Source organism: Alteromonas sp. ABH4_454, assembly GCF_056311775.1.
In genome coordinates this window covers 908,240-922,825 of the sequence record NZ_CM149972.1, presented here as the reverse complement: position 1 = coordinate 922,825, position 14,586 = coordinate 908,240, and the positions used below count along the sequence as shown (strand labels likewise).

Here is a 14,586-nt window from a genome sequence, read left to right as displayed (position 1 = left end):
TCTGTAAGTACCTGGTGCAAAATCACTTAAACACTTTCTAAATTAGCAATTAAAGCTCTCACAATCGAAGAACTGCCCTTTCCATCTGGGTAAATAATATTCTTATTTATATCTTTAACCGCATAATATGATTGATGAGCAGCACTTTTGTTACAAAAAACAAAATAATCAGCTGTTTTTACCAAACTCTTTAACTTATCTGTGGCAACCTTGTCATGGTTTAAAATGACATCAACAGAGGGAAACAAAGTTCTAAGGATTTCTGCTGCTCGTTTTCCTGCTTTCTCCGTAAGAGTAGAAATACCAATTCTTTTGCCTTTTAACCGTTCAAAATTCGTATTGAAAGATGCATTGTTATTTTGAGAGCGAAGTTTCTCGAATAAAAGGGACTCGGGCGAAAGTTGCTTTTCTAACCAAATAAGCACACTTTGTGTATCAACTTCATATTCATCCCAATGGTCTGCTGCAAACGATCTTATTTTGGGCCATATTCCAAATTTCAAATAATTTTCGTCTTTTATTGCGTAGTCAAATAAGGACTCAATGAAATCAATTACCACTCCAAGTGACCTTCTGCTTAACTCTACGGTCAGTACCAAGTCAAATGCATCCAAAGCTTCCTTGTATTGAGTTTCAGAATGGGGAGTTTGCAAAAAGTGATGAATCAGATCCTTAAGGAGAAGAATTGTCGTTAATGAAGTCTGGTCGTCGACTGAGATTAGTTCAATTAAAGATAACCAAAATTCTGAATCCGTTTTAACTTCTCGTTCTTCAATCCACCTTAGGAGGTGCGGTGATATGTCTCTAATTTTCTCAGGTTCACTACATTCCTTTATCTTATTAGTAACCATATCTAAATCGAAACCTTCCGATTTTGATTCCATAAGAAGATCGACGTTAACTGAACGTTTATACCCATTAGAAAACCAGGTATTCCAATCCAAAGTAGGATGTACTTCAGAATGAGGCAAGCCATTTGTTACTTCTTCTTCCTGGACATCCTTAGATTCATCATTAACACCATAAACATAGTCTTCGTATTCATTCCATTTTTTTCTCAGAGGAATGCACGATTTTATCTCTTTTCTAATTTCTAGCGGCAGATTATCAAGCCAGTCAAGAATTTCGGGTATCTCACTGGACGAGCAATTTTCAGCATAGCGAAATAAAGCACTGGCTGTATTTACGTCTTTAGGGCCTGCTAATAAAGATTTGAACTCTTCGCTGAAAGATTGCTTCACTTTGAGTGTTAGTGCTGTCTTCTTTATTAAAGACTCTATATTTTCAATCCAAGACTTTTCTATAAAGTCAGGGATTACATCAACTATATTTTCTACGCCCAATATAACATTCAGCAAAACCCAAAATTTCCAATCGTCTTGGAACCTCGATTCTCTCTTTAATGCCAGCTTATTTGTTAAAAAGGGCTGGAACTTGTCTAACTTAGCCCTAACTAACATCAAATCCATCTCTTCAATACGGACTTCGTCTATTGCCAAAGTTTTTGCAATGGCTCTAACTAAAATGTGATAGATGCGACTAGGAATTATTCCGCTTACGTAATCTATTAAGGAGTCATGGCTAAGTATTTCTTCCCATTTTGACTGCGCATAAAGAGACTGCAATTCGAGACTGAGAATGTTTCTATGACTGAGTTTTCCAGAGTTTTTAATCTCAGCCAAATAGCCTGTGATTAAATCAGAATCTTTATGCCTGCAGGCAACAAAGAAATCCCTTAGCATGCGGCCTACAGGCCTTGATGTATTCGGGTTAAAAACTGGCTTAATTTCGAATCTTTTAGATATCTGAAGTAATTTCGCAATTACATACTTAACACTTTCAAGTTGTTGATCTTTGTTTGAGTGCTCAAGGAGTTCAAATCTAACGATTCCATGCGGAAAAACCTGTAAGGCGTCTTTTTCGTATTCAAAAGAGGGGTGCCGAATTATACGACAATGACTCGTATCAGAAGTACCCAAGGCAAAATGTAAACTGTTTCTTAACTCCATTAGATTTTTGCGGTCGTCACTAAATCCATAGAAGTAAAGAACATTGTCACTATATGATGCCAAAAAGAAGGGGCGATTCTCCTGTAACTTGTCCTTAGCATCTATTATCAACGGATAGACTGTATTTAGCAGATCATCACTGTTAGGTTTATCAACTTCGATAAAGTTCTCATAACTGAAGAATGTTTTCAGCCAACTACCCTGCCTAAAAGAAGTCATGATCATCTTCGTCATCTTCTATGTTTGAAACATGTTCATCATTAATAATTGGATTGTTAGGCTCGATTGCCCTAGGTTCAAAGTGATAGGATTCTTTAAATTCAATCCTCGCACTTGAAAGTTGATGCTCATCTCCAGTGAGTGAAAGCATCTCTTCATTTTTGCTAGCGCCTGAATAGGTGAAGTTCATAGATCCCTTTAAAAAGCATGACTCTGTAAGAAAACCTTTTATATGAACTTCTTGGCTTTCACATATTCCGAAGCCAACCTCTTTGCCAAGATTAGTCCGAAGTCGATACAGAACCGCATCGTTAATAGTGTCTTCCTTTACTACTAAATTTAGGTGACATCCGCTCTTGACTGCAGTTTCTAACAAATCAAGAAAACTTACCTGCCTAGCCCCCCATTCTGGGTTTAAATAACTCCAATTACCTGACCTATTGTCCAAAACGTCAAAATCAGTTAACCATGCAGTTACCAACCATAAATTCTGAGGCACAATGATTACGCCAGCAAAAATGCTCGATAAAACTTCTCTTAATTCTCTCTTGCCAAGAAGAGATTTCGTCATTATGTCCCTAGACGTTAACTCCATCATTGTATTGTTTCTGCTATTTCCAAATGAATTGATAAATAATTTTTTTGTCGAGTTATTTTGATAATTCGAGTGTGAAACAACATCCCTAAGTACTCAATCGCTGACGTGTTAATTTCGTAAATAATACTATTTAGCTTATCCACATCTTCAAAACTCATCCGTAGTTCAACTTTGCCTTGTTTTTTCGAAGTTAAAACATCAGACACTTCTTGCTTCCAGTTTGTTGAGTACTCGACAGACTTGACCTTGTCTACAAACAATCGACTTACAGCAAGCCTTTCAAAAACTTTTATGCCACTCGCAAATCGGTTATAGAATTGAATAGAAGCTTGCCTAATAGCACTCCCTTTCGGCCAAAGAAGTGCTAAAATTTTATCTTTTGCCTCATTGACCTTTCCATCAATTGCATTGTTTTTAGCAATTAGATAAGCCATAGAAACTAAGGGTATTTCTAACTGAAATTGACTTTCTATATTTTCCCATTGATTTAACCATCCTAAGAGTTCTTTATCATTTTTTGATGTACTCCCAGCTTTTAACAATCTGGTATGAAGTAGACTGTTGAAACTATGTGTTTGGGTCACTCCAAGCTTAGAAATAGCGGTTCTAAGTTCTCTTGAAGCCTCCAACCTATCGCGGTAGCAGTTAGATTGCCTAAATCTCTCTATTGCATCTGACAATTCATCGTTCTTTTGTAACTGAATCAATAACTGATGGATATCGTAGTTAACTTGTTCGTATTCTCCGATGTCAAAGCTTCTTGATAAATGATTTAGCACGCTCAACGGGTCATTGACATACAAATCTTCAAAGCGAGACACAATACCAACACCGCCAGCTTCATTTTCTGTTAACCAAACTTTCAAATTATCCCCCGCCCACACGTAATCGACGTTAATATCAGATTCACTAACATCCGGAAGAAGACTATGGAGCGTTGCAGATATCCCACCGCACAGTGTATTTGCGAGTATATTTCTGAACCATGATATGAAATGTTTTGTGGTTAATTTTTCTTCATATAAAAAACGAAGCAAAGGCTTTAAGGCAACTAAGTTATTTTCATTGTGCAGAAATTCAATAATATCCTTCTGCAAAACTTGCTCTTCAGTATTTTCACCATCTAAGTCTTTCATCTGAAAGACCTCCAATGGAATTGAACAAATTGCGCTCTTAATATCGGGTTCTGAAATAGATTCTACAACAGACTTAATTGTTCGATTTAGTGAGCAAGCTAAATAATATATTGCTGTTGTGATGCAATCGAAAACCCAACCACCTTGGAACTGGTTTTTAAACAATGATGATTCTTTGAATAATGCTTCAACATAAGCAGCCCGAAGGCTGCTTAGGAGAACAGGATCTTTCAGCAGTTGAATCAAGCACTTTTCGGTAAAATGAAAATCCCAACAAACTCCATCAACAAAAAGTACACTTCCTACACCCACCGGTGAACCGTCATTCTCCCAGTAAAAGTCAACCTTGGACGACTCACCTGTTTTAAATTTTATAGTCGCCTCTGATCCTGTTGTATATCGAGTTAACTCAATCGGGGTCATTTGGGCGTGGCTGAAAAAGCAGACGCTCTTCAGAAGTTCGAGCCAATCAGAACTATGTGGAATGTTCAATTTATGAGAATCAGAATCAACATAAAAGTCTGACTCCCAATTTAAGAATGCATTACTAGTGTCTGTTATGTTTTTGTTTTCAACTCTCTTTGTATATAACTCAGTCGGGTTAAATATTTCGATACTATTACTCGAGTCTAAAACAACCCGTTTAATTGGCTCTGCACTTTTTCCAAATGCGTCATAAACCTCAATCCCACACTTCATGTCTTTTTCTGGTATGGGTGAAAAACTGTCAGATACCAACCAATCGCTTTCGGACTTGTTATTGACACTGTACCTTTTAGATATCCTACCAGGAGCAAATTCCTTTAAGCCTTGAAACAAAGGTAACTCGTGCCACTCTTTTTTTCTGTCTTCTTTTTTCCCTCTCAATATACAAATATTAAGTGAGGGTAAAACCAATTCGCTAAATAAAGTAGCAGGGAAGAACTCAGGCATAGGCGACCCGCTTTTAGTAACCCCCTTCCACTTGGTTCCATCTATGGACCAATCAGTTTCAATTTTATGTAATAAATTTGGTATGAAGTCCATTCTTAGCGAACGAGGGCTTTGCCAAAAGAGTTGGTTGATTTTTTCATCCGACAATCTCAATGCTGCCGTCAGGTATTTCTTCAACTCTTTTATGCTTTGTTCATCACTATTAAGAGCTTCAAGTTCATTTTTAAGAGTCTTAAAATAAAATTTATTAGTTTTCCCTACGGGATTCTTAAGGTTAGACCACAAGTGCGATTTACCCACTTTCCTACTAAGCCAATCCAGTGTTGCCATACATGCTTGCATCTTTTGAATGTGGCTATTTTCGACGGGAAGCCTGCTAGATTTTATCTGAGGGTCTACCAAACCCTCATATCGCTGAAATGCAACTCTATCCCTACCGTAGTCAGATAAGACCGTTACCATCCAGGGACGCATTCCCCTAGCCCTCCCAGCTCGTCCCTTACGCTGAACATACGATGCCATTCCTCTTGGAGCTTTATGTTGAATAACAACCCCTACTTCTGGATCATTAAATCCAACTTCAAGTGATGCAGTTGCGACTGTAATATCTGCGTCGCGATCAACCCCTGAGTCTTGACTAGAAGTTCTAGAAACTCTGGCTCTATCATGCTCATTCATAGCATGGCCGATGTATTCACAATTAGACCAATCCTGGCCTAGTGCGTTCATTTGCTCTTTTTGAACGTCATATTTGGGGTGTTTGCCGCTTCTTAGAAATGCTAAGGGAACTTTAGTCGGTTTGAGATTTTTGAACGCATGATCCCAACCTTCAGCATCGGCCATCATCTCAAATAAACGGTTATTCACATCTAAGTCATCAGTAAATACAAACAGTTTGCTTCCATACGTACCTTTTGAAACAGCGTCGTTTTTAGTATCCATCATTCTCTGAAACAGCATGCTAGTCTGAATCGTAGTAGAAAGTAACGCAGTTTGAGATACGGGATCTCCTCGCAAAGCCAACAAGTACTCGGCCCCTTCCTCTAACATTTCGGATTCTAGTGGTTCAATAGCTTCAACCTGATAATCAGAAACACCGGTGAATGAGGCAAAAAACTTGGAAGCATTGTTTAACGTAGCTGACAGCCCCACAAAGTGTGGTGAAGAATTCGTATACTTCATCCATCGCTTAAGTAAATAAGACGTTTGCGCCCCAGTAGAACCTTCATAAGTATGCACTTCATCTAGAAGTACCAAAGGAATAGATTGATTTTTTCGAGCACCAAACAGATGGTTTGAGAAACTGTTTCCTAAATGCTGGTTCAGCATTTCGGTTGTCGTAAATAGAATATCAGGCGCTGGAGACTCTCGTGTTAACGCGATCTCATCTCCATTAATTCTTTCACCGCAAGAACCACAAATTAGCACTTCCTTATTGGCGACAAAATCCTCGTACTTCCACTTTAATACGCCCGAGCATTTACAACTCAACATATTATAAGAAAGGTTCCCATTAGCTAGTTCTGAGTCGTTTTTACTCCAAGTATCACCGAAAAACGTGCCGATTCTAATTTTTCGGGCGTCATGTCTCTGCAAGTAAGAGTCTAGCTTCCTCGCTTGGAAAAATGTTTCTTGAAATTGGTCTTTAAGCAATTCTTTTCGAGGATAAATTGCTAAGATTCTAACTTTGATCTCTTGGTTTTGAGTGAGCTCGGTAGCCAAATTAGCTAGCGCTGGTAAGTAAAATGAGAGCGTTTTACCACTACCAGTTCCTGCACACACTATAGTTGCAGAAGCGACATTACTCTTTTTAGTCAGTTTATTCAGAATTCTTGTTGTCGCTCTTTTTTGAAATCCAGAAAGCTTTAACTCTTGGTTACCATCAAGCATAGAAAAGAGCGCGTCTCTGTGGTTCCCGCCCAACTGGTTCGATTTACATACTTCATCAACAACTAAATTAGGTTCGATATCCCTCTGGGGGTACTTTCTCGCCCTCCGTATAAATCTGAAGTCTGAGACTAGAGTCTTCGTATTCTGAAGTCTTTGTCCGTGGAACCACTGTCGCAACTTTTTAGAAAGATAAACCGACTGAGCCATTCGGCTTCGGTAAGCATCGGGAAAGAAAATATCAGCGACAGAAAAGATTAAACATCTCTTTATTAATTCTCTAAATACATCTTGAGCATTTTGAGAAGTTTGAGACTTTATAATTTCAAGTATCTCACCCTTTGTATGGCGAACCTCTGCATCACCCCACGCCAAAAGCTTAAACTCTCTCTGCTCAATTATGTCCAGGCAGTTATCCAAACTTTGCCGCAGTACTTTCTCATCTACCATAAACGACTACTTCCCCAATTATTTTCTTTCTACCTTGAAGTTCGTTAATTTACTGTTGGAATTAAGCCAGTCTAAGACTTGAGGGGTCAGCAAATCTAAAGTCGCGGGTTCAAATCGAGAATTCAGAGCCTTAAAAAACCTGGCAACATCTTCGGGGAAATCAGAAACATCAAATTGAGCTTTCAGACTCACCATTGAATCATGTAACTTTTTAATTTGAACTGCGTCTTCCTTTGCAACTGTTCTAGATTGTTTCAGCGCTTCTAAATTAGAAGCATCACTGATAAATTGTTTGTAATTATCTTTTTGAGTTGGGTTGTGCTTCTGGCTTTCTAAGACCTGCTCTTCAATAAAAACACTTTTATCTATCAATGCTAACCACTTTCGCCAACAATCTTCATTAGCCGCTTTTATTTTTTCTAACAATCCTTTCAACATTTCTCGGGCATGAATATAGGAATCCTTTTGTTGTACTTTATAATTCTCCTCTCTCCATGCACGCTCAAACTCATCAAACTTTATAATAGCGTTGCCAATTAACTCTTCTACCTCCCGATCGAAAACAATAGAGTTTACGCCATTTCGATATATACCATCATCAGAAAAAACTGTGGTGTAGTCTGGCGTCTCTTCTAATACTTTGTTCACAAAGTTCAAAGCTTTTATAACTTCAAACTGTGTTTTGAGTTTGTCACTTACAAGACGCAGTTCCTTGTAAATAATCTCATTACCCTCGATAATCACTTCATTCTGTTGGGAACTATCTGCCAACATTATTTCTGATTTAAAAGTAGCAATTCTTTCCTTCAAACTATTCATTTACTATCTGACTCCATAAACGAGGTTAAGTCCGAAAGTGTTTGGCTTAAATCAGCGTTAGTATTTTTGATGCTTTGGTTGACAGAACTTAACCGGTTTGCTCCAACAGTGTTATTGACCAATTGTATTTCCGGCAATGCTAACTTTTCAAAAGCTTCCCATTGGGAAAGAACTTTTGACAATAGGGTGATGAGTTTCCCATCAAGGTTGGCAAGTATCTCAATCTCTTTTTGCTCATCTTCAATGGCTATTAGCTTGATGGCATTTTTAACATCAATCCAACTTAAAGTTTCTAGCAACGTTTTGATATCTTGATTAGCCGTTTTACGCGTCAGGGTTTCATCAGGATACAATCCCAAATCTTGAATAGATTTATAAACTCCTCTTATCTCTTCGAGTAAATTTTGAAATTCCTCTTTATTGTCACAATCGCCTATACACATCTTTATTTTATGAAGGTTAGGCTTTATTTCATCGATTGCCGCTTTCTTAAGTCGCCGTGATACTGAATCAAGCTTCTCCTCTCCATTTTTTTTAGCTTCTTTGATTGCCGCCTTTAATATGTCTGAGTCGGCAGCAACATTGTCAATAAGCACAAGACTGGACCAAACTTTTTGCGTATCGTCCCATTGGTCTAACAAAGAAGTCCTTAGTTGTTCGAAGCCAGAATTTAACGGTTCCTTTAGAATCGCTTTAATGTGTACACTTTTCATGAAAAGCGTATTTTCGAGACTACCTTGCTCTTTTAGTCCCAAACCACTTAACAGCATCAACTGCTTATCAACTGAGCGTACTAAATATTTCTTACGTAACGCTTTGAGAGCTATCTTTAAAACATCTGGAACCCATTTTTCAGCGAAACTTTGGTAATAGGCAAAATCTTCATATCCTTTTTCATAATTCCACCCCGTATCTGGATTATCTTTATTAGTTCTGTGATAACGGATTATCGCTAGTGCAGTTCTATGAACTATATTGAAAGATTCTTGAGTAGAGAAAAAGTCATCTTCCGAACAAAATTCAATCAGCGTGTCTCTTATATTGTTGTTAGAACCTGGTATAGAAATTAGGAAACGATCTCCCTGTTTCAGAATTGCTTCTAATGCTGTTCTTTTAGTTTTTCCGACTTCAAAGACTTTACTATTCTTAAACCCCATCCATTCAGAAAATTGGGATTCTTCAATCATTTTATAGAGTTGACTTCTAAAATCATTCGCCAACTTAGAATCGATTGGTGCCTCTTTGTTGAACCATTTTCCAAGTTGCTCCTCCAATAAATCCGACTTATTGGGAGTAGGAAGAGGCACAGGTTCAATCGGTTTTTGTGGTGGTACAACAATAGGGCTTGGTGTAGGGATATGAATTTCGCTTCCTAAGTAGGGAGCAAGTTCTGGTAAATGGAATGAAATAGCAACTTCTTTGGGTAAAGCTGATTTCAAAGCTTCCAGGCTAGATTTATCTGACCAGATTGAACAGAGTGTTATAGCTTGTTGCTGAGTTGAAAGACCCAAATTGCTCAATTCAGCTAGAAGAGTTGGTTTGCGCTCTTTAAGTTCAACATTCTTCGGAAACATGCCTGCTTCGTAGTCGTTTCGTTGATATCTTAAAATATTAAGTAGAATATCATTTAACACATCTCGTGGATTAAAGATTAACGAACCTGAATCGTTGGAACAATACCATTTCGCAAGATTTACTATGGCCTCTTTATTAAACGGGAAAAGTGGGATCTGTATGGAAGATTTACCGAATGCATCCAAACACAGGCTATCATTCTCATCTAATTCGTAATTCCATATAGGAATTCTATCATCCCAACTCTCAAGGCTAATTACTTCCTGTAATTGAGATTTCCCATAGCGCGCCGCATTTAGATACCGACTACAGAAGTCGACTATTTTGTTAGGGATCTCTTCCTGACCGTCCTGATTATTTTTGATCTGCCATTCAAACCTTGCTCTCGTCCTAATAGTGTTTTGTCTTCTTGTATAACCACTATAACCACTTGTAACTGCGAGTACTGATTTCAGAGTACATAATTCATCTTTAGCCTCCTCTAACAGGCAATCTATAAGGACATCTTCGATAGCCGAAATTGCAGCGAGATCCTCAACTAAAATAACAAGAGTTTGATTACGAGTTTTTAGGTGCTTTCTTATTTCCTTAAATAAATCCTGGAAGTTACCACTACCAAATTGAAATAACTGTTGAAAAGCGGTTTGTGAGGCTCGGCCAACTCCTTCATTTATTACTTCTAAAGCCTTTTTACTTTGCTCAGGATTACTTTTTAGTCTAAGAGTCCCTAATGCTCTACGTCCGATTGCAGATAAATCATCGTCTTCAATCTCTTCAATTAAAAGGTCGAAATCTTTCTGTGACAAAGCAAATTCTTTTTGACGCAACTCTTCCTCTGTCGCTCCTTTTATCCACCTGGTTGCTATATTATAAATGTAGCTATCATCACTGATGAACCTCGATTTAAACTGGATATCGTCAACTAAATCAGGAAGGTTTGTAGCAAAAGCTATCCTCTCCCCTAACTCTTTGAAATCAGCAGACCCAGGTTGGCAACTATCCAAAAGTTGGAGACTTTCCTCCTTAATGTCCTGAATACCATGCTTAAGATGAGTACCAAAAAGATCTGCTATTTTCCGGGCGACAAGAGTACTCCCGACTTCATCTACTTGCTTCCTCGCGCTTTCGAAAACATCCCCATCCAAACCATCAAGAAGTAGATGAAGCGTCTGTCTTAAACTCGCATTCTTGGGGATTCGAACTATCTGCCAGTTCTCTTCCTGAACTATTTTCTCTGTTTTAAGCTTAGCATGTAGCCACCTTATTAGGTGTGATTTACCGAGGCCTGCATCAGCAACGATAGGAATTGGCCTGTCAATCTTTAAAAAGTGCTCTAATAGGTCCTTCTCAGTGGCCTCTTCTTCAGATGTATTGCTACTATATTTCGTCAACCTCATCGGTTCATGTACAGCAAGCAATGTCTCATCAGAGAGTTCTTCAGCTTCAGTTTTGATGCAATCTATAACGTTCTGTACGGAGGGCCAATATCTGTCTAAACTCATTTCACTCCCCCAAATCTTATGTGACTAACTGGCCTTTTTTTATTTCCAGGCAGTTTCAACTGCACGGTTTTTTCAGCATCAGATTTAGGTATAAGAAAAATAATCCCTTCAAGGTTGAGTCGGTACAATGCATGAGAAAGGCTTGCCGACAATTCATGGTCAGGCAAAGGTGTCCAATCTTTTATCTTAGATCGAATAAGTTGCTCAATTATGATGCGATATTCTCCACCATCAATTACAGGAAGTATGTCTCTTAGTTGAATTAAAAATTCTTCTACTGGCATTTCATTAACATTATCTGAATTTTTGAAGATCTTATTAATGACAGGCCTAATTAAGCGAGTAGGGTCAACCACAAACTTATCTTTCGTAACTTTTTCTAGAAAACCTGTTAAAAGTCCATAATTAGCAAAAGCCTTAGTCTCATTACTAGAGTTAATAGTCAGGCGTGTGCCAGCATCTGATCTAGTCGGAAGATACTTCCCAACTATATTTTCGATTTCTGTAGATGTAAAAAAACTGCCACCAGTAAAAGTCAAAGAATCTAAGCTCAGTAAGAGAGCCATTCCTCTTATTAGTGGTTCTATTCTTGTTCCATTTACAATATCCAACCGCTTTTTGAATAAGACTTGAGATACTCTTTCCCCGAGGTTTTCGTCACTTGACAATTCTGACCAAGCTTTAATATTGTCACCATCTTCTTCCCACAGGCCCTCGCTCTTCCAGAACGTCAGAGTGTCCTTTAACTTTTTTTCTGGATTCTCGTTTTTTTTAAACTGACCTAGTTCGTCTTTTTCATCGGCGATAAAAAGGTAGTCAGGCATGCTTGATGTTAGAATGTCGGATACAGATATAAACTCTGAGCTTTTTTTCTTTGAGCGTAAATGACGGTTCACCAAACGATCAATAAAATGCAGTGAGGTTATATGACTGCCGGGGTGCATATTATTTATTACTGACATCAGTTTTTTCCTAGCAGATTTCTAAAGTTACTTATTGATAATGATGTTGAATAATTTTCGTACCAATTTCGATATTCCTTGCCCGACTCTTTTTTTGACCGCTCAGCAAAGAAATACGTTACATTCTCTCTAAACCTCGGCACATCAATCACTTTCGCGCTTCCATCAGTAATTAATGCGGTTGGCCAGTAGCTTGCTTCATCTTCAAACTCTTGAGAAATCCAGAATCTATCAAAGCCAACGGGCATAGATTCTTGGAATTCAGCTAAAAATCTTTCAGATGCTTGAATTCCCGAAATAATGTTTTTCTCTAGCATTGATTTCAGTAATCCTTTCCAATCGAAACTATCGTGATTTTCAAAGTAAACCATGCACATATTCCGGTTAGAAATCAGCGTTTTTAAACTGGAGGTTGATGTTGCCAGGGAGTTGTAATTATCCAGATAGGCTGTCTTTCCAACGGTCGGGAAAAAACCCTCACAGTTGACACACCCTCTGCAGGTGCGCTGTGCGGGAATATGATTAATCGAATAGTACTTAGAAAGCGTTTTACAGAGTGGTTTTGAATTATATTCCAGGTAATGCCTCAGAACGTTGAATCGCTCATTTTGGACAGTTAACTCACTTTCTCTGTATTCATTAATTTCAGTTTCCCAATAATCCTTTTTCAGTGCTCTTGGCTCTAACAACTCTATTACTATTGTTTCAGAATAATCTTCCCAGAACCTTTGAAGTTTTAGTTGGTCATGAATTTCATCTAACGTTGAAGGTGGCTTAGGGACTTCATAATATATTTTAATTGCACCAGCACGCTGCATAAACAGCAAAGTCAACCAATTCCACTCGCTATTCGTATCTGTTTTTTTTTCTAAATCTTTTCGAAAAATGGAAGTGTTTAGCTTATAAAGATCGTCACTTTCAAACAAATCACTATCAACAGTCTGCCTTCGCGCAAACATATCCATCCAGCGTTCAAACCCTAGTTCGATCGATATGATATTCTCTCTGTTTATATTTTGAGCAATGGATAACTGATCATGATGATAAACCATTAGTGCTATTGCAGAGTCACCATTACGGCCAGCCCTTCCAATTTCCTGATAATACCTATCGATGTTATCTGGAACACTAGCATGTAAAACTGTTTTAACATCAGATTTATCCATACCGACACCAAAAGCAGAAGTTGCAACGATAATGTCGTACTGGTTACTCTTCCATTTTTCTATTATATTATTTCGTTCTTCATATTTTGTGTCGCCGACAAACTTAGCAATCCTGGTACACCCATAACCCTTTAACTTATTATAAACGTCTTCGGCTTCAGACTTTATTGTCGTGTACAAAATCAATGGTTTCGGTAGTAAAAAGGCATATTTGCATACTGAAGTCAGATGCTCTTGCCTATTAACTTTTAACACAGAGCTTTTAATTTCTGGGCGAAGAAAATTACCGTTGACGATAATCGGTTCGTTTACCCCATCGCCATAAACTTTATTGATAGCCTCTATATTCGATTGGGTAAACGTTGCCGACATCAGGACAGTGTTAAACTTACTTTTTGAAACCTGTCTAAGTGTTGCAAGCAACGCTCCAAATTTTTGAAAGTCGGGCCTAAAATTAGTGCCCCAACTATCAATTAGATGGGCCTCATCAACAATAATTTCTGCTATTTGATCGCTTTTCGATAATGAAAACAGTAAATGAAGTAAACTGCCAGTAAGCGACTCTGGTGATGTAAAGAGAACTTTCTGACGGCCTGATTGCATGTTTAACTTTATTTCTTTTCTCTCTTCCTGAGTTAAACTTGCATGCCAACAGTAATTGGAAACAACAGGAATGCCACAATGTTGAATTATTTCTCTAGCTCTTGCAGCTTGCTCGATTGCCAAGCCTACTGTAGGAAGAATAACAATGGTATTAGCAAATTCTCTTTGGAAAATTATCGAGGCGTGTGAAATCAGAGTTTTACCACATCCGGTGGGCAAATTAACAAAGATAGTTGAACCTTTTTTAGCTGTAAGGCATGCACGAACAGCTAATCTTTGCCCTGCCGTTTGGTATTTGCTGTACCCAAGTCCATCAAGCTTATTCTTTAAACACTCATCTAGCTTTACGGGTACGGTTTTTCTTGTGTTCTTCAAGGTATAAACATCGAAATCGTGTTTGTGGAGGCTGCTTTGATCGAGTTGTAGTAAATTAGTCCCTTGCCTTTGAGTCACTCCAGCCTTTTTTGCAATATCCAACTCAAGTCCATTTAATTCTCGTGGAAAGGCAAAACTAATGTAATTTTGATTGACTGTTTGATGAATTGAAACTAAGAAATCCTTTATTGCCAGCAGCACATCTACTGAACTAACATTATCGGATTTAACAACTGAAAGAAGTCTGTCAAAGAAAAAGTTACCGTTGAAGGAGATTTGAAAATTTGACAGTTCTTCAATAAAAAACTGGGACTCAAACTCATTTAATTTCAATGAATTTATTTCAGGCATT

General features: G+C 38.0%; 7 protein-coding genes. All 7 read right to left on the bottom strand.

Features of this window, described 5'->3' with window-relative positions; translation table 11 throughout:
* Nucleotides 1-26 precede the first annotated feature (26 nt).
* From dpdD to dpdF, 7 genes are read right to left on the bottom strand one after another with little or no spacing between them, the layout of a single operon-like run.
* Nucleotides 27-2,234 (bottom strand): protein DpdD, encoded by a 2,208-nt coding sequence (gene dpdD, locus ACYX4W_RS04060; protein WP_476074748.1) that lies wholly within the window; start codon nt 2,232-2,234, stop codon nt 27-29.
* Nucleotides 2,215-2,799, bottom strand: coding sequence for a phospholipase D-like domain-containing protein DpdK (dpdK, locus tag ACYX4W_RS04055; protein ID WP_476074747.1), 585 nt, complete (start codon nt 2,797-2,799; stop codon nt 2,215-2,217). Before dpdK ends, dpdD begins: the two co-directional genes overlap by 20 nt.
* Before the next feature lie 23 nt (nt 2,800-2,822).
* Nucleotides 2,823-7,232: a protein DpdJ gene (dpdJ, locus tag ACYX4W_RS04050; RefSeq protein WP_476074746.1), complete on the bottom strand. Its 4,410-nt coding sequence runs from the start codon at nt 7,230-7,232 to the stop codon at nt 2,823-2,825.
* 18 nt (nt 7,233-7,250) lie between these two features.
* Complete coding sequence (locus tag ACYX4W_RS04045) at nt 7,251-8,051, bottom strand: hypothetical protein (RefSeq protein ID WP_476074745.1); 801 nt, start codon at nt 8,049-8,051, stop codon at nt 7,251-7,253.
* Nucleotides 8,048-11,128 carry a protein DpdH gene (gene dpdH, locus ACYX4W_RS04040; protein ID WP_476074744.1) on the bottom strand — a complete coding sequence of 1,027 codons (3,081 nt, stop codon included), beginning with the start codon at nt 11,126-11,128 and terminating at the stop codon, nt 8,048-8,050. The genes ACYX4W_RS04045 and dpdH overlap by 4 nt, the downstream gene beginning before the upstream one ends.
* A complete protein-coding gene (gene dpdG / locus ACYX4W_RS04035; protein ID WP_476074743.1) occupies nt 11,125-12,090 on the bottom strand; it encodes a protein DpdG in 966 nt (321 codons plus the stop codon). The genes dpdH and dpdG overlap by 4 nt, the downstream gene beginning before the upstream one ends.
* Nucleotides 12,090-14,585, bottom strand: coding sequence for a protein DpdF (gene dpdF / locus ACYX4W_RS04030; protein WP_476074742.1), 2,496 nt, complete (start codon nt 14,583-14,585; stop codon nt 12,090-12,092). Before dpdF ends, dpdG begins: the two co-directional genes overlap by 1 nt.
* Nucleotide 14,586: the final 1 nt, after the last annotated feature.